Annotated in this window: 16 protein-coding genes and 1 tRNA gene; 8 read left to right on the top strand and 9 right to left on the bottom strand. The window is 69.8% G+C overall.

Annotated features, from left to right (window positions below):
* Nucleotides 1-9 precede the first annotated feature (9 nt).
* The 4 genes from RM609_RS28895 (at nucleotide 10) to pknB (ending at nucleotide 6,640) form a co-directional block, all read left to right on the top strand.
* Nucleotides 10-1,542, top strand: coding sequence for a PP2C family protein-serine/threonine phosphatase (locus tag RM609_RS28895; protein ID WP_311614683.1), 1,533 nt, complete (start codon nucleotides 10-12; stop codon nucleotides 1,540-1,542).
* Nucleotides 1,543-1,565: 23 nt separating this feature from the next.
* Nucleotides 1,566-2,984: an FtsW/RodA/SpoVE family cell cycle protein gene (locus RM609_RS28890; RefSeq protein WP_311614640.1), complete on the top strand. Its 1,419-nt coding sequence runs from the start codon at nucleotides 1,566-1,568 to the stop codon at nucleotides 2,982-2,984.
* Nucleotides 2,981-4,432, top strand: coding sequence for a peptidoglycan D,D-transpeptidase FtsI family protein (locus RM609_RS28885; protein ID WP_311614639.1), 1,452 nt, complete (start codon nucleotides 2,981-2,983; stop codon nucleotides 4,430-4,432). Before RM609_RS28890 ends, RM609_RS28885 begins: the two co-directional genes overlap by 4 nt.
* Nucleotides 4,433-4,594: 162 nt before the next feature.
* Entirely contained in the window at nucleotides 4,595-6,640 is a 2,046-nt protein-coding gene (pknB, locus tag RM609_RS28880; protein ID WP_311614638.1) for a Stk1 family PASTA domain-containing Ser/Thr kinase, read from the top strand.
* Between the two features lie 122 nt (nucleotides 6,641-6,762).
* On the opposite strand, the gene RM609_RS28875 is transcribed toward pknB, so the two are convergent.
* From RM609_RS28875 to RM609_RS28850, 6 genes are all read right to left on the bottom strand, one after another.
* Nucleotides 6,763-7,488 carry a class E sortase gene (locus RM609_RS28875; RefSeq protein ID WP_311614636.1) on the bottom strand — a complete coding sequence of 242 codons (726 nt, stop codon included), beginning with the start codon at nucleotides 7,486-7,488 and terminating at the stop codon, nucleotides 6,763-6,765.
* A gap of 30 nt (nucleotides 7,489-7,518) precedes the next feature.
* Nucleotides 7,519-8,559, bottom strand: a complete 1,041-nt coding sequence (locus RM609_RS28870) for a class E sortase (protein WP_311614634.1) — start codon at nucleotides 8,557-8,559, stop codon at nucleotides 7,519-7,521.
* On the bottom strand, nucleotides 8,556-9,194 hold the full coding sequence (locus tag RM609_RS28865; protein ID WP_311614632.1) for an aminodeoxychorismate/anthranilate synthase component II: 639 nt from the start codon (nucleotides 9,192-9,194) through the stop codon (nucleotides 8,556-8,558). The genes RM609_RS28870 and RM609_RS28865 overlap by 4 nt, the downstream gene beginning before the upstream one ends.
* Nucleotides 9,191-9,388 (bottom strand): hypothetical protein, encoded by a 198-nt coding sequence (locus RM609_RS28860; RefSeq protein WP_311614630.1) that lies wholly within the window; start codon nucleotides 9,386-9,388, stop codon nucleotides 9,191-9,193. Before RM609_RS28860 ends, RM609_RS28865 begins: the two co-directional genes overlap by 4 nt.
* Nucleotides 9,389-9,457: 69 nt before the next feature.
* Nucleotides 9,458-10,249, bottom strand: coding sequence for a class E sortase (locus RM609_RS28855; RefSeq protein WP_311614628.1), 792 nt, complete (start codon nucleotides 10,247-10,249; stop codon nucleotides 9,458-9,460).
* A 21-nt stretch (nucleotides 10,250-10,270) separates the two neighbouring features.
* Complete coding sequence (locus RM609_RS28850) at nucleotides 10,271-11,035, bottom strand: DUF881 domain-containing protein (RefSeq protein ID WP_311614626.1); 765 nt, start codon at nucleotides 11,033-11,035, stop codon at nucleotides 10,271-10,273.
* 162 nt (nucleotides 11,036-11,197) lie between these two features.
* On the opposite strand from RM609_RS28850, the gene crgA reads away from it, so the two are divergent.
* Nucleotides 11,198-11,452 carry a cell division protein CrgA gene (gene crgA, locus RM609_RS28845; RefSeq protein WP_311614624.1) on the top strand — a complete coding sequence of 85 codons (255 nt, stop codon included), beginning with the start codon at nucleotides 11,198-11,200 and terminating at the stop codon, nucleotides 11,450-11,452.
* A gap of 280 nt (nucleotides 11,453-11,732) precedes the next feature.
* Here crgA and RM609_RS28840 read toward each other — a convergent pair whose 3' ends face one another.
* Both RM609_RS28840 and RM609_RS28835 read right to left on the bottom strand, forming a co-directional pair.
* On the bottom strand, nucleotides 11,733-12,593 hold the full coding sequence (locus RM609_RS28840; protein WP_311614623.1) for a rhomboid family intramembrane serine protease: 861 nt from the start codon (nucleotides 12,591-12,593) through the stop codon (nucleotides 11,733-11,735).
* Between the two features lie 149 nt (nucleotides 12,594-12,742).
* On the bottom strand, nucleotides 12,743-13,270 hold the full coding sequence (locus RM609_RS28835) for a peptidylprolyl isomerase (RefSeq protein ID WP_311614622.1): 528 nt from the start codon (nucleotides 13,268-13,270) through the stop codon (nucleotides 12,743-12,745).
* 228 nt (nucleotides 13,271-13,498) lie between these two features.
* Here RM609_RS28835 and RM609_RS28830 point away from each other — a divergent pair, with 228 nt between their 5' ends.
* A complete protein-coding gene (locus tag RM609_RS28830; protein WP_311614621.1) occupies nucleotides 13,499-14,149 on the top strand; it encodes a DUF5324 family protein in 651 nt (216 codons plus the stop codon).
* Between the two features lie 152 nt (nucleotides 14,150-14,301).
* Here RM609_RS28830 and RM609_RS28825 read toward each other — a convergent pair.
* Nucleotides 14,302-14,374 (bottom strand) — tRNA-Ala (locus RM609_RS28825).
* A gap of 118 nt (nucleotides 14,375-14,492) precedes the next feature.
* Between RM609_RS28825 and RM609_RS28820 the strand changes: the two genes are divergently transcribed.
* Entirely contained in the window at nucleotides 14,493-15,038 is a 546-nt protein-coding gene (locus RM609_RS28820) for a helix-turn-helix domain-containing protein (protein ID WP_229357762.1), read from the top strand.
* A gap of 51 nt (nucleotides 15,039-15,089) precedes the next feature.
* Nucleotides 15,090-16,232: a serine/threonine-protein kinase gene (locus RM609_RS28815; protein WP_311614619.1), complete on the top strand. Its 1,143-nt coding sequence runs from the start codon at nucleotides 15,090-15,092 to the stop codon at nucleotides 16,230-16,232.
* Nucleotides 16,233-16,260 lie beyond the last annotated feature (28 nt).

Raw genomic sequence — 16,260 nt, 5'->3', positions numbered from 1 at the left:
GAGGTGCGCATGAGTCTGTCACTGCGCTTCGCCGCCGGATCGCACAAGGGCATGATCCGGGAGGGCAACGAGGACTCCGGTTACGCCGGCCCCCGGCTGCTCGCCATCGCCGACGGCATGGGCGGTCAGGCGGCCGGCGAGGTCGCCTCCTCCGAGGTGATCTCCAACCTCGTCGGGCTCGACGACGACGTCCCGGGCTCCGACATCCTCACCTCTCTTGGCACCGCCGTGCAGCGCGCCAACGACCAGCTGCGCGTCATGGTCGAGGAGGACCCCCAGCTGGAGGGCATGGGCACCACGCTCACGGCCCTGCTGTGGACCGGTCAGCGGCTCGGTCTCGTCCACGTCGGCGACTCCCGCGCGTACCTCCTCCGCGACGGTGTGCTCACGCAGATCACCCAGGACCACACCTGGGTGCAGCGGCTGGTCGACGAGGGCCGGATCACCGAGGAGGAGGCCACCACCCACCCGCAGCGCTCCCTGCTGATGCGCGCGCTGGGCAGTGGCGACCATGTGGAGCCGGACCTGTCGATCCGCGAGGTGCGGGCCGGCGACCGCTATCTGATCTGCTCCGACGGACTCTCCGGTGTCGTCAGCCATCAGACGATGGAGGAGACCCTCGCCAGCTACCAGGGTCCCCACGAGACGATCCAGGAGCTGATCCAGCTCGCCCTGCGCGGCGGCGGCCCGGACAACATCACCTGCATCGTGGCCGACGTCCTCGACGTCGACGGCGGGGACACCCTCACCACCGAGTTCAACGACACCCCGGTGATCGTCGGCGCGGTGGCCGAGAACCAGCTCCACATCATCGACAAGCGGGCCATGCAGACCCCGGCCGGCCGCGCCGCCGGGCTGGGCCGGCCCGTACCCCCACAGGAGGCGGCGCCCGGCGGCTTCGGCCCGCCCGGCAGCGGCGACCCGGGGACGTCCGGCATGCCGGACGGCGCCTTCGGCCCGTTCACGGACGAGGACTTCGTCAAGCCGCGGCGCAAGGGCCGCTGGCTCAAGCGCTCGCTGATCATCGCCCTGGCGCTGGGCGTGGTCGGCGGCGGTCTGTACGGCGGCTACCAGTGGACCCAGACGCAGTACTACGTGGGCGCGAAGGACAACGACCACGTGGCGGTCTACCAGGGCATCAACCAGGACCTGGCGTGGGTGAGCCTGAGCAAGCTGTACAAGGACCACCCCGAGATCGAACTCAAGTACCTTCCGGTCGACCAGCGCAGTCGTGTCGTGGACACGATTGCCGTCGGCAGCCGGGACCAGGCCGTGCAGAAGGCCAAGGAGCTCGGCACGCTCGCCGGCGCCTGCAAGAAGGAAGCCGAGCGGCACAAGGCCGAGCAGCAGCAGCGCGAGAGCGAGAAGCAGAACAGCGACCGCACCGGCGGGGCCACGAACGGCACCGCCAAGGACACGGCGAAGGAATCCGGCGAGGCCCGCTCCCGCGCCGCCCAGGCCACCCCGGCTCCCACCCCGGGCCCCACCCTCAGCGAGGAAGAGCAGAAGTTGGTCCCGCAGTGCAGCAGCGCTCAGCAGTGAAGCCGTAGGGGGCCACCACCGCCATGTCAGCGATTTCACCCATTCCCAACTCCGGCAGCAATACGACGACGATCAGCACCGTGGGCCCGCCGAGCCGGCGCAACACCGAGCTCGCCCTGCTGGCCTTCGCCGTCATCCTGCCGTGCTTCGCCTACGCCAACGTGGGCCTGGCCCTCGACGGCGAGATGCCCTCCGGCATGCTCGGCTACGGCATCGGCCTCGGCCTGCTGGCGGGCGTCGGCCACCTGGTCGTCCGTAAGTTCGCCAAGTACGCCGACCCGCTGCTGCTGCCCCTGGCGACGCTGCTCAACGGCATCGGCCTCGTCATCATCTGGCGGCTGGACCAGTCGCCGCGGCTGATGGCCCGCAAGGTCTTCGCCCCCGCCGCGACCAACCAGCTGCTGTTCTCGGCGCTGGGCATCGCGCTGTTCGTGGCCGTCCTGATCTTCCTCAAGGACCACCGGATCCTTCAGCGCTACACCTATATCTCCATGGCCGTCGCGCTGGTCCTGCTGATCGCCCCGATGTTCTTCCCGGCGGTCTACGGCGCCCGTATCTGGATCACCATCCCGGGCCTGGGGTCGATCCAGCCCGGTGAGTTCGCCAAGATCGTTCTGGCGATCTTCTTCGCGGGCTATCTGATGGTGAAACGCGACGCGCTGGCCCTGGCCAGCCGCCGCTTCATGGGGCTCTACCTGCCGCGCGGCCGTGACCTCGGCCCGATCCTGGCGGTCTGGGCGTTCTCGATCCTCATCCTGGTCTTCGAGACCGACCTCGGTACGTCGCTGCTGTTCTTCGGCATGTTCGTCGTGATGCTCTACGTCGCGACCGAGCGCACCAGCTGGATCGTCTTCGGTCTGCTGATGTCGGCCGTCGGCGCGGTGGCCGTGGCCAGCTTCGAGCACCACGTCCAGGAGCGCGTCACCGCCTGGCTGCACCCCTTCGACGCCTTCAAGGACGGCAGCTCCGACCAGATCGCCCAGGCCCTGATGGCCTTCGGCTCCGGCGGGGTCTTCGGCACGGGCTGGGGCCAGGGTCACTCCGACCTCATCGGCTTCGCCGCCAACTCCGACTTCATCCTGGCCACGGTCGGCGAGGAGCTCGGTCTGGCCGGCGTCATGGCGATACTCCTGATCTACGGCCTGATCGTGGAGCGCGGCGTGCGTACCGCCCTCGCCGCCCGCGACCCCTTCGGCAAGCTGCTCGCCACGGGCCTGTCCGGCGCCTTCGGCATCCAGGTCTTCGTGGTCGCCGGCGGTGTCATGGGCCTCATCCCGCTGACCGGTATGACCATGCCGTTCATGGCTCAGGGTGGCTCCTCCGTCATCGCGAACTGGGCGCTGATCGCCGTGCTCATCAAGATCAGCGACACCGCGCGACGCCCCGCGCCGGCCCCCGCCCCGTCCCCCGACGCCGAGATGACCCAGGTGGTCCGCCCGTGAACAAGCCCGTGCGCCGGATCGCCATCTTCTGCGGTCTCCTCGTCCTCGCCCTGATGATCAGGGACAACTGGATCCAGTTCGTCCAGGCCGACGAGCTCAAGACGAACAAGCACAACCGTCGCGTCACGATCGCCCGCTACAGCCAGCCGCGCGGCAACATCATCGTCGACGGCCAGACGATCACCGGCTCCCAGGAGACCGGCGGCATCGACTTCAAGTACAAGCGCACCTACAAGAACGGCCCGATGTGGGCTCCGGTCACGGGCTACAGCTCACAGGTGTTCGACGCGAACCAGATCGAGAAGCTCGAGGACAAGGTCCTCACCGGTGACGACGACCGGCTGTTCTTCAACCGCACGGTCGACATGATCACCGGCAAGGGCAAGAAGGGCGGTGACGTGATCACCACCCTGAACGCCAAGGCCCAGGAGGCCGCCTTCAAGGGCCTCGGCGACAAGAAGGGCGCGGTCGCCGCCCTCGACCCGCGCACGGGCAAGATCCTCGCGCTGGCCTCCACCCCCTCGTACGACCCGTCGACGATCGCCGGGGCCCAGGACAGCAAGGCGTGGAACGCGCTCCAGGCCGACAAGAACCAGCCCATGCTCAACCGGGCGCTCAAGCAGACCTACCCGCCGGGCTCGACCTTCAAGGTCGTCACCGCCGCCGCGGCGCTGGAGAACGGCCTCTACAAGGACGTCGACGCCAAGACGGACTCGCCGCTGCCGTGGATCCTTCCGGACACCCGCGTGGAGCTGAAGAACGAGGGCAACATCCCCTGCAAGGACGCCTCGCTGCGGGTCGCCCTCCAGTGGTCCTGCAACACCGTCTTCGGCAAGGTCAGCGCCGACCTCGGCAACCAGAAGATGATCGACGAGGCGAACAGGTTCGGCTTCAACAAGCCGGTCGACACGCCCGTCCGCGCCGTGCCCAGCATCTTCCCCAAGGACAACCGCCCGCAGAACGCCATGGCCGGCATCGGCCAGGCGTCCAACCGGGTGACCCCGCTCCAGATGGCCATGGTGGCCTCGGCCGTCGCCAACAACGGCAAGCTCATGGAGCCGTACATGGTCGACAAGCTGCGCGCGCCCAACCTGAACGTCATCGAGCACCACCAGCCCAAGCAGATGAGCCAGCCGGTCTCCGCGGAGAACGCCCAGAAGCTCCAGAGCATCATGGAGACGGTCGTCGAGCAGGGCACCGGCAAGAACGCCCAGATCGACGGCGTCAAGGTGGGCGGCAAGACCGGTACCGCCCAGCACGGCGTCGACAACAGCGGCAACCCCTACGCGTGGTTCATCTCCTACGCGAAGACCGACAAGGGCTCGCCGGTGGCCGTCGCCGTCGTCATCGAGGGCTCGGACACCACCCGTGACGACATCGCCGGTGGCGCGCTCGCCGCGCCGATCGCGAAGAACGTCATGGAGGCGGTCATCAACTCGGAGAAGTGATCCGGCTCACGCGCCACGGCCGAACCACTCCTCCGTCTGTACCGGTCGTATATCGGGTGCCGGTGGCGCCCCGAAGCCGCCCGGCGCGCCGGGTACGGTATGCCGGACAGCACACCGCCGGACCCACGCCGGTGAGGTCAGGAACACGGAAGGGCTGGAGCTATGGAAGAGCCGCGTCGCCTCGGCGGCCGGTACGAGCTGGGCTCGGTACTCGGCCGCGGTGGCATGGCGGAGGTCTACCTCGGCCACGACACCCGGCTCGGCCGCACCGTCGCCGTGAAGACGTTGCGGGTGGATCTCGCCCGCGATCCGTCCTTCCAGGCCCGGTTCCGTCGTGAGGCCCAGTCGGCCGCCTCCCTCAACCACCCGTCGATCGTCGCCGTGTACGACACCGGCGAGGACTATGTGGACGGGGTCTCGATCCCGTACATCGTCATGGAGTACGTCGACGGGTCGACGCTGCGCGAGCTGCTGCACTCCGGCCGGAAGCTGCTGCCCGAGCGGTCGCTGGAGATGACCATCGGTGTGCTCCAGGCGCTGGAGTACTCCCACCGGGCCGGCATCGTCCACCGGGACATCAAGCCCGCCAACGTCATGCTCACCCGCACGGGTCAGGTCAAGGTCATGGACTTCGGCATCGCCCGGGCCATGGGCGACGCCGGCATGACCATGACGCAGACGGCGGCCGTCATCGGCACCGCCCAGTACCTCTCGCCCGAGCAGGCCAAGGGCGAGCAGGTCGACGCGCGGTCCGACCTCTACTCCACCGGCTGTCTGCTCTACGAGCTGCTGACGGTCCGGCCCCCGTTCATCGGCGACTCGCCGGTGGCCGTCGCGTACCAGCACGTGCGGGAGGAGCCGAACCCGCCGAGCACGTACGACCCCGACGTCGCGCCCGAGATCGACGCCATCGTCCTCAAGGCGCTGACCAAGGACCCGGACTACCGCTACCAGTCGGCCGACGAGATGCGCGCCGACATCGAGGCGGCCCTGGAGGGCCGTCCGGTGGCCGCCGCGGCCGCGCTCGGAGGCATGGGCGCGGGCGGCTACGGCATGGAGGACCAGGCGACCACCATGCTCCGGCCCCAGGAGCCGGGGCACATGGCCCAGACGTCGATGATGCCCCCCGTGGCCGACGGCGGGGGCTACGGCGGCTACGACAACGGCTCCCACGGCGGCCGGCGCGGCGCCGGCGGGAACGGCCGCAAGAGCAACCTCTCGACGATCCTGCTGGTCGTCGCGGGCGTGCTGGTGCTCGTCGGCGCGATCTTCATTGGCAAGTCGCTCTTCAGCGGTGGCGGCAACAACTCCAAGGTGACCGTCCCCAGCCTCATCGGGCAGACCCTCGCCGAGGCCAAGCGCTCCGGCGACAACGGCGGCTTCAAGGTCACCGAGGGCGAGCAGAAGAACTGCGACCAGCCCAAGGGCAAGGTCTGCGACCAGGACCCCAAGGCGAGCACCAAGGTCGAGCGCGACAGCGAGGTCAAGGTCACGATCTCCAAGGGCCCGGCCCAGATCGAGGTCCCGAAGGTGACTGGGCAGTCGTTCGACCAGGCCAAGTCGCAGCTGGAGGCCCTGGGCTTCACGGTGACGCAGAAGCAGGAGGAGTCCAGCCAGCCCGCCGGCCAGGTCACCAAGCAGGACCCGGACGCCGGTGAGAAGGCCGACAAGGGCACGGAGATCACCCTCACCGTGGCCACCCAGGCGGCGAGCAAGCCGGTGCCGTCCGTGACCGGCCAGCCCTTCGACCAGGCGAAGAAGCAGCTCACCGACCTCGGCTTCACCGTGACCCGCGAGGACGAGGACTCCCCGCAGCCCGCCAATACGGTCACCCGGCAGAGCCCCGACGGCAACACCTCCGCGCGGCCCGGCTCCACGGTCACCCTGTTCGTCTCCAAGGGCGCGGCCCAGCAGAAGGTCGCCGTGCCTCAGGTACTCGGCCAGAAGCTCAAGGACGCCAGGAACGCGCTCACGGGTGCCGGCCTGAAGGTCGGCAACATCGCCGGCCCGCAGGACGACAACGCCACGGTGATGGTCTCCGACCCGGGCGCGGGCGCCCAGGTGCCCAAGGACACCCCGGTCAACCTGACGACCATCGCCGCCGCGCCGAACCCGGGCGGCAACCCCGGCGGTCAGCAGGGCCAGCCCGGCGGTACCGACCAGGACACCGGCTTCTTCGGCGGCATCATCGGCGGCCGTCGCCACTGACGCCCATAGGACGACGTCGGTAAAGCCGTCTGTAAAGCCGTCTGTAAGACAGCGTGAAGCCCCGGCATCCTCCGCGGATGCCGGGGCTTCACGCTGTCGCCTGTCGGCCTGTCAGCCGCCGTTCAGCGCAGTTCCTTGGGCGGGGTGCGCTTGGCGTCGACCTTCTCCGTGCGCTCCAGCTCGGCCCAGACGATGTAGCGGTAGTCGGAGGTGTAGACCGGCGTACAGGTCGTCAGGGTGAGGTAGCGGCCCGGCCGGGTCTTCCCGGACTCCTTCGGCACGGTGTCCAGGACGTCGACGTTGAAGCGGGAGGTCTCCTTGAGGTCGGCGTAGACCTTGTAGACGTACCAGGTGTCGCGGGTCTCGAAGACGACCGGGTCACCGGTCTTGATCTTGTCGATGTTGTGGAACTTGGCGCCGTGGCCGTCGCGGTGGGCGGCGAGGGTGAAGTTGCCCTGCTTGTCCCAGGGCATACCCGCCTTGACGGGCTCGCGGTAGAAGCCGGCGACGCCCTCGTTGAGGACCTTGCCGCCGGTGCCGGGCTTGACCAGCACCTCGCCGTTCCTCATGGCCGGTACGTGGAGGAAGCCGATGCCGTCCTTGGTGTCCAGCGCGCCGGGTCCGCCGGCCGACGCGGGGGCCTTGGCCCAGTTGTCGCGCACGTGGCTGCCCTGGCGCTTGGCCTCGCGGTCGGCGAGGACGTTCGTCCACCACAGCGAGTAGGCCACGAAGAGGGCCATGATCACTCCTGCTGTGATCAGCAGCTCGCCTATGACGCCGACGACGGCGGCGATCCGCCTCCGCGTCCGGTCCTGTCGCTGTGGCTCGTCGCCTTCGGTCCGTGCCACCGCGCCCGTACCCCGTTCTCCGCTGTGCCGTCACTCCACGAGCGCGTCCGGTTTTCCCTTGCTCCGGGGCCGCTCGTCGACCATCTTGCCCCACACCACCAGGCGGTACGTACTGGTGAACTCCGGGGTGCAGGTGGTCAGCGTGATGTAGCGGCCGGGACGGGTGAAGCCGGAGCCGGGCGGAACGGGCTCGATGACCTTGGTGTTCGCCGGGGACGTCTGATCCAGACGGCTTGTCATCTCATAGGTGTAGAAGGTGCTCTGCGTCTCCACCACGATCTTGTCGCCGGGTTGCAGCCTGTTGACGTAGCGGAACGGTTCGCCATGGGTGTTGCGATGGCCCGCCAGCGCGAAGTTGCCCTGCTTGTCCCACGGCATCGCGGTCTTGAGGGATCCGGTGGCGTAGTGGCCGACCATGCCCCGGTCCAGCACCTGGTGCTTGCCGACGCCCTCGGCGATGGGGGCCTTCACATCCAGCTTGGGGATGTAGATGATCGCGAAGCCCTGGCCCGGGGAGAACTCCCCCGCGTCCCGGGCAGCGCCCTGGGCGCCGTTCTTGTCCCAGCTGTGCCGCAGACTGTCGGCCGTACCGCCCGCCTGGCGATGGGCGATGACGTTCGTCCACCACAGCTGATAGGCGACGAACAGCAGCATGACCACGCCCAGGGTGATGAACAGCTCGCCCACGACCCGGCTGGCTATCACCCCGGGGCTGTCCCTGCGGGCGCGTGCGGCCCGTTGGGCGGCGCGACGGCGCTCCGCGCGCCCGCCGGTCACCACCGGCCGCTCCGGCTCGGCCAGGCGCAGCGCCATCGTCGCGTCGTCCTCGGGCGGCAGCGGCTGGGCCACGGCCCCGGGGGTGTACGTCCCGGAGCGGTGTGCGCCGTGGCCATCCGCTCCCGGGCCATGCGTCCCGGGGCCGAACGGATCGGTGCCATACGACTCGGCGTCGAACGCCCCGGTGCCGTACGGCTCGGAGCCGTGCGTCGCGCCGGTGCCGTACGTCGTCGTCTGCCGGGGGGCCGGCCCGGGGTCCCGCAGTGGGTCCTGCTCCGGGCGGAGCGCGGTCACGCCCCGGCCTTGCCCACCACCGGGGCGAGCCCTGCCGACCGTTCCACCGCCCCCATGTCGCCACAGGCGACCAGCCAGTTGGCGAGCATGCGGTGGCCCCACTCGGTGAGCACGGACTCCGGGTGGAACTGCACGCCCTCGACCGGCAGATCGCGGTGGCGCAGGCCCATGATCACCCCTGTGTCGGTCCAGGCGGTGATCTCCAGCTCGTCCGGCCACCTGTCGCGCTCCGCGGCCAGCGAGTGGTAGCGGGTGGCTGTGAAGGGCGACGGGAGGCCGTGGAAGACGCCCTTGCCCTCGTGCGTCACGGGCGAGGTCTTGCCGTGCAGCAGCTCTGGCGCCCGGTCGACGACGCCGCCGTAGGCGACGGCCATCGACTGCATGCCCAGGCAGACGCCGAAGACCGGCACCCCGGTGTTGGCGCAGTGGCGCACCATGTCGATGCAGACCCCGGCCTCCTCGGGCGCGCCCGGGCCGGGCGAGAGGAGGACGCCGTCGAAACCGTCCTGGGCGTGCGCGGGCTCGACCTCGTCGTTGCGGCGCACCTCGCATTCGGCGCCGAGCTGGTAGAGGTACTGGACGAGGTTGAAGACGAAACTGTCGTAGTTGTCCACGACGAGGATGCGCGCGCTCACCGGACCACCGCCACCATTCCGTTGCTCACCGGCATGCCGTTGTCGACCGTGACGTCATTGAACGGCAGCAGCGGTTCCGCCCAGGGGAAGACGTACTGGAAGAGGACGTAGACGCCTCCCAGCACGAGCAGCAGCGAGACCAGCGCCTTCGCCCATGCGTTGCCCGGCAGATGACGCCAGATCCAGACGTACATGCTCTACCCACTCGCCGATGATTGGATGTTTGGGCACCAGACTAAGGGTCGGCACCCCGGCCGCGGGGCTCAGCCGGACAAAGCCGCGGGCCTGCCGCCGGAGACCGGACGGGTCTCGGCCAGATGGCCCCAGACGATGAGCCGGTGGCTGTGCCCCCACTCCGGTTCACAGGTGGTCAGGGTCAGATAGCGGCCCGGCTCCCGGTATCCGGACCCGGCGGGCACCGGGTCGATCACGGCGACGTCGGTGGGCAGCGTCCGGTGGGGCCGGGTGTCGACGCGGTAGGTGAACCAGGTCGTCCCGTCGTTGATGACCACCGCGTCGCCGGGGCGGAGTTCGTCGAGGTCCTTGAAGGGGTCGCCGTAGGTGCGGCGGTGGCCGGCGACGGCGAAGTTTCCGGTGCCGCCGGGGGGCGCGGTGCCCGTGTAGTGGCCGAGGCCCCGTTTCAGCAGCTCGGTGCCGGTGCCCTCCAGGACGGGCTTGGTCCAGCCGGCGCCCAGGCGGGGGACGTACATCACGGCGAAGGCCGCTCCGGGGCGTTGGCCGGCCGGGGGCGCGGGTGGTGTTTCCGTGCCGCCGCCGGTGGTACCGGCGGCGGGTGCCGGGGGTGTTGGGGGTGCTGGGGATACCGGGGGGCCGTCGGCGGCAAGCGAGGACGCACCGGGAGCAGGGGCGGCGGGCGGTGCCGCGGCGGGCGGGCCGGCGGCCCACCGTTCCCGGAGGCGGCCGATCTCGTCGTCCATGGCGCTGTCGGCGCGGACGCCGGTCCAGTAGAGGAGGTAGACCACGAAGAGCACGATCAGCGTGCCGGCGGTCAGGCACAGCTCGCTGAGCGTCCGTAAGACGAGGCGTGATCGCACCGGCCGGACACCTCCCGGGGGTCATCCCATGGGCTTGGCGTAGTGGAGATCCACTGTGCCCGAGTAGCCGGGGAGAGTCACCGCCTCGTGCTGGTCGACTTTCCAGCCGAGGCCGTAGGCGGCGACGTACTGGAGGTAGTTCTGGATCGCCGGGGAGCCGTCCAGGGCCTTGCGGAGCGCGCCCCGGTCACCGACTGCGGTGATCTTGTACGGAGGCGAGTAGACGCGGCCCTGGAGGATGAGGGTGTTGCCCACGCAGCGGACCGCGCTGGTGGAGATCAGCCGTTGGTCCATCACCTGGATGCCCCGGGCGCCGCCCTGCCAGAGGGCGTTGACGACGGCCTGGAGGTCCTGCTGGTGGATGACGAGGTCGTTGGGCTGGGGCTGGGGCACGCCGGGGATCTTCGCGGTGGCGTTGGGCGGGGCGTCCATGAGCGTGACGGTCAGGCCCTGGCCCGCGAGCTTGCGGGTGCCGGCGCCTTCCTCCAGCGCGGCGAGCTTTCGCTGCTCGGCCGCCGTACCGCCGTTGTCGCGCCGGGCGAGGGCGTCGACCTGGGCGCGGGCCGTCGCGGCGCTGTCCTCGAGGTCGCCGTTCTTGCGGCTGCGCTCCCGGATGAGGTCCGACAGCCGGAGCATGGAGTCGTCGGTGCGGATGTTGGTGCCCTGGGCCGTATTGAAGCTCGTCCAGAAGATGAGGCCCGCGAGGGCGAAGACGCCGCCGGTCAGCAGCCGCACCGGGCGGAAGCGCCGGACGGGCCCGCTGGTGGAGTCCGCAGAATTACTCACCGTACCCTTATCCTCTCCGACGCCGCGGAAGCACTACGCTAACGGACGCCCGGGGGAACGAAGCGCTCCCGTCGCTCCCGCCCCGGCGGACAGCCCATGTGATACCCAGCCCCATGTGAACCCCAGCGCGGTCACGCAGCGCATCGACAGGAGAGTTCCCTCGTGCCGAAGTCACGGATCCGCAAGAAAGACGACTTCACGCCGCCGCCGGTGAAGCAGCAGAGCATCAAGCTGGCCACAGGGCGTCGCTGGGTGGCGCCGCTGATGCTGGCGCTGTTCCTGATCGGCCTGGCCTGGATCGTCATCTTCTACGTGACGAGCGGCGACATGCCGGTGGAGTCCCTGAAGAACTGGAACATCGTGGTCGGCTTCGGCTTCATCGCGGCGGGGTTCGTCGTCTCCACCCAGTGGAAGTAGCGCCGTAGCGCGAGTTATCCACACCCTCGTCCACAGTGGGGAAAACTCAGAAGATCTGTGGATAACTTCCCTGGCATTGACGCCGGTGTGACTGATCGCAAGCGCTGCGTATCCATGGTCACACCGGCGCCTTCCAGCGAAAACGCAGCTCGGCGGGGGTGCGGGAACCCAGAACACCTGTTCCCATGTGGCGGGCACAAGATCCGCACCCATTGTGGACAACCTATGCGTCCACCGATGTGGGTGACCCGCGCCCCTTGGGCGCGGAACCACGGCCGGATCAGGCCAGCTGCGCCGTCCGGACGACCACCATGGCGACGATCACCAGCAGGGCCGCCGCACAGGTCAGCCGCTGGACCAGCAGCCGCTTGCCGCGCGGGGCGTGCACCATCCCGTAGGCCACCACCGTGCCCACCACCAGGCCGCCGACATGCGCCTCCCAGGCGATGTTGCTCCAGGTGAAGGTGAAGATCAGGTTGAGCACGAGCAGCGCGATGACCGGCCGCATGTCGTACTTCAGACGCCGCATCAGCACGGCCGTCGCACCCAGCAGACCGAAGATCGCGCCCGAGGCGCCCAGCGACGGCTGGTTGGGCGCGGCGACGAAATAGGTGAGCGCGCTGCCGCCCAGACCGGCCAGCAGATAGAGGGCCAGATAGCGGACACGGCCAAGCGCCGCCTCCAGCGGCGGGCCCAGCCACCACAGCGAGAGCATGTTGAAAGCGATGTGCATGACCTGCTGATGGAGGAACATCGCGGTCAGCAGCCGGTACCACTGCCCCTCGGCGACGCCCTCCAGCGGGCCGAAGTCCGACAGCGTCGCCCGCCCGAACAGCTCCAGGCCGTCCATCAGCCGGTCCCCGGTGGCCATCACCGCGATCCATATGGCGATGTTGATCCCCAGCAGGACCTTGGTGACCAGCCGCGGATCGCTCGTGTGCACCCCGCCGGCGACCGTGCGCGCGGCCGTCGCCCGGGGGTCGTGGCCCGTACCGGAACCGCTGCTCACACACTCCGGGCACTGGAATCCCACGGAGGCGCTCACCATGCACTCAGGGCAGATGGGGCGCTCGCAGCGGACGCAGCGGATGCCGGTCTCCCGGTCCGGATGCCGGTAGCAGCGGACGGCCTGCTCGTTCATGCTCTCCCTCGCCCCTGTGTCGGACCGGTGTGCCCACTGCACAACGCACGGCCCCGCCCGTCATACGGACGGGCGGGGCGCCAGGTTCCCATGAGACGCCGGGGCCCGGGGGCCCGCGGCGGATCCTCGCGGGGTGTGCGGAGCGGTCGTCAGCGGGTCTCGACGACGACCGACTCGATGACCACGTCGTTGACCGGACGGTCGGTGCGCGGGTTGGTGGCGGTGGTGGCGATGGCGTCCACGACCTTCTTCGAGGCGTCGTTGGTGACCTCGCCGAAGATGGTGTGCTTGCCGGTCAGCCAGGCGGTGGGGGACACCGTGATGAAGAACTGCGAGCCGTTGGTGCCCGGGCCGGCGTTGGCCATGGCCAGCAGGTACGGCTTGGTGAAGGCGAGGTCCGGGTGGAACTCGTCCTTGAACTGGTAGCCCGGGCCGCCGGTGCCGTTGCCCAGCGGGTCGCCACCCTGGATCATGAAACCGCTGATGACGCGGTGGAAGACCGTGCCGTCGTACAGCTTGTCCGTCGTCCTGGCACCCGTCTCCGGGTTCACCCACTCGCGCTCGCCCTTCGCCAGCTCGACGAAGTTCTTGACCGTCTGCGGGGCGTGATTCGGGAGAAGCCGGATCTCGATGTCGCCCTGGTTGGTCTTCAGGGTGGCGTAAAGCTGCTCGGCCACGATCTACCTTCCATAGTGTTCACTGACAGCCACCGATCCTCGCACGGCGGGATCGCGGCGAGTAGCCGACAAAGCCGGGCGCGCGGCGGCGAACCATGGCATTGTCGACCGGAGCTCCCCTGATGACCCGGATGCCCGATCGCACATGCCGGACCGCCCATCGGCAGGCATGATTTTTCCACTGGGTGGAAAGGCGACAAACCATACGCCACCGAGGAGGAGGATCCCGTGACCCGCAAGGACAGCGTGCGCGCCGCGACCAGCACCGCCAAGGACAGCGTGCGCCACGCCGCGGAAGTGGTGGCGCCCTACGCCGGCACGGCCAAGGACGCCGCCGTGCACTACGCCCACGAGGCCCGCACCCGGCTCGCGCCCAAGGTCGCCGAAGCCGCTCACCAGGCCCGCGCGCAGTACGACACCCATCTCCACCCGCGCATCGAGCATGCGCGGGACGCCCTGCCGCCGAAGGTCGAAGAGGTCGCCACCCGGGCCCGCGCCGCCGCCGAGCCCGTACGGGACGAGGCCCTCTCCCGGGGCACCGCCGCCCTCGCCGCGCTGCGCGGCCAGGTGTCCGCCGAGGACGTGGAGAAGCTGAGCCGCCGCCGGGACCGCCGCTGCCGCACCGGGCGCGTGGCCAGGCGGCTCGTGCTGTTCGGTCTCCTCACGGCCGGCGCCGTCGTCGCCTGGAAGTGGTGGGACCGGCAGGCCAACCCGGACTGGCTCGTCGAGCCCCCGGAGGCCACCGAGCCCGCCGACCGTCCGCACCTGTCCTCCGTCGACGGCAGCGGTGACCGTTCCACCCTCGACCCGGAGGTCCAGGCCAAGCAGGACCGGGCGGACACGGAGTCCTCCACCGAGGGCGACGACGACCGCCCCTGACGGCCGCCTCCGGGGGACGGCGAAACGGGCACCGGCACAGGCCCTCCACACGGCTCGCACACAGTCGGCACACGAGTCGGCCGCACCACCCGGACCCCGGGAAAGACAAAACCCCTCCGATCGCGTTTCCGCAGGTCGGAGGGGTTTTCTTGTGGAGCCTAGGGGAGTCGAACCCCTGACATCTGCCATGCAAAGACAGCGCTCTACCAACTGAGCTAAGGCCCCGTCGGGGACCAGACTACCCGGTGTCGACGCTCTTTCCCGACCGGGTATCGCCGCGACCCACCACTCTCCGTAGGATGCACCGCAAGATTCGCGGCAGCGAAGCGAAGGGGAGAGCGTGATGGACGCAGCACAGCAGGAAGCCACCGCCCGCGCACGGGAGCTACAGCGCAGCTGGTACGGGGAGCCGTTGGGGGCGCTCTTCCGCCGTCTCATCGACGACCTCGGCCTCAACCAGGCCCGCCTCGCGTCCGTTCTGGGTCTCTCCGCCCCCATGCTCTCCCAGCTGATGAGCGGTCAGCGCGCCAAGATCGGCAATCCGGCCGTGGTGCAGCGGGTGCAGGCGCTCCAGGAGCTCTCCAGCCAGGTCGCGGACGGCACCGTGAGCGCGGCCGAGGCGGCCGAGCGGATGGAGGAGGTCAAGAAGAGCTCGGGCGGCTCCGTCCTCAACTCCACCCAGACCACGGCCAGCAGCGGGGCGCCGACCGTGCGCCGGGTGGTGCGCGAGATCCAGTCGCTGCTGCGGTCGGTGGCGGGCGCGGGGGACATCATCGACGCCGCCGAGACCCTCGCCCCCACCCATCCCGAACTCGCCGAGTTCCTCCGGGTGTACGGCGCCGGGCGGACCGCCGAGGCGGTCGCCCACTACGAGGCGCACCAGAACTGACCGTGCCGGGGGGAGCCGGCGCACGGCGGAGGCGGGGGTGACGCGCGCGACATGGGTGAGCTCTTCGCTGGGCGGTACGAGCTGGTGGACCCGATCGGGCGGGGCGGGGCGGGCGCCGTCTGGCGGGCCTGGGACCAGCGGCGGAAGCGCTACGTGGCCGCGAAGGTGCTTCAGCAGAGCGACGCCCACACACTGCTGAGGTTCGTCCGCGAGCAGGCGCTGCGCATCGACCACCCCCATGTGCTGGCCCCGATGAGCTGGGCGGCCGACGACGACAAGGTGTTGTTCACCATGGAGATGGTGGGCGGCGGCTCGCTCGCCCATCTCATAGGCGACTACGGGCCGTTGCCGCCGCATTTCGTCTGCGTATTGCTGGATCAGCTGCTGTCCGGACTCGCAGCGGTGCACGCGGAAGGCGTGGTGCACCGGGACATCAAACCGGCCAACCTCCTTTTGGAGGCGACCGGTACGGGCCGTCCGCATTTACGGCTCTCCGATTTCGGGATCGCCATGCGCAAGGGCGAGCCGAGGCTCACGGACACCAACTTCGTCATGGGGACGCCGGGTTACTTCGCACCCGAGCAAATACTGGGCGAGGAACCGGACTTTCCCGCCGACCTCTTCGCCGTCGGGCTGGTGGCCCTCTATCTCCTCACGGGCCGGAAACCGGACGCCGAGGCGCTGGTCGAGCTGTTCCCCGAGCAGGGCGTGCCGGGCGCTCCCCAGGAGGTGCCCGAGCCGCTCTGGGAGGTCGTCGCCAATCTGCTCCACCCCGATCCGTACGCCCGCTTCCGTACGGCCACGGGGGCGCGCAAGGCCCTCGCGGCGGCCGTGGAGCTGCTGGACCCGCCCGAGGCCGACGAGGAGCGGATCGAGGTCTTCGACCAGCTGGGCCCGCTGCCGCCGGGCTTCGGCCGGGACGGCCCGGAGCACCGGCCGGCCGTGGAGCCGCCCATGGCTCCACCGCGCCCCGCCTACCCGCCCACACGCCCCTACACGGCCCCGCGGCCGCTTCCCCCGCCGCCTGTTCAGGAGCCCGTCCAGGGGCCCGTTCAGGAGCCCGCCGTGGCGCCCTCGCGGGGCTCGCGACGGCCTTCGGGACCGCCGTCGAAGGTGGTGGTGCCGGTGCTGGTCGTGGCGTTGCTCAGCCTCGCGATCGGGGTGTGGGCGCTCCTCGCCGGCCAGGGCGGATGATCTTTACGTTCGCAATCATTTTATTTGC

Origin of the sequence: Streptomyces hesseae (assembly GCF_031845785.1) — a bacterium.
Classification (GTDB): Bacteria; Actinomycetota; Actinomycetes; order Streptomycetales; family Streptomycetaceae; genus Streptomyces; species Streptomyces hesseae.
Note: the sequence above shows the minus strand (reverse complement) of the source record. Positions and strands in the feature narration are given on the sequence as shown.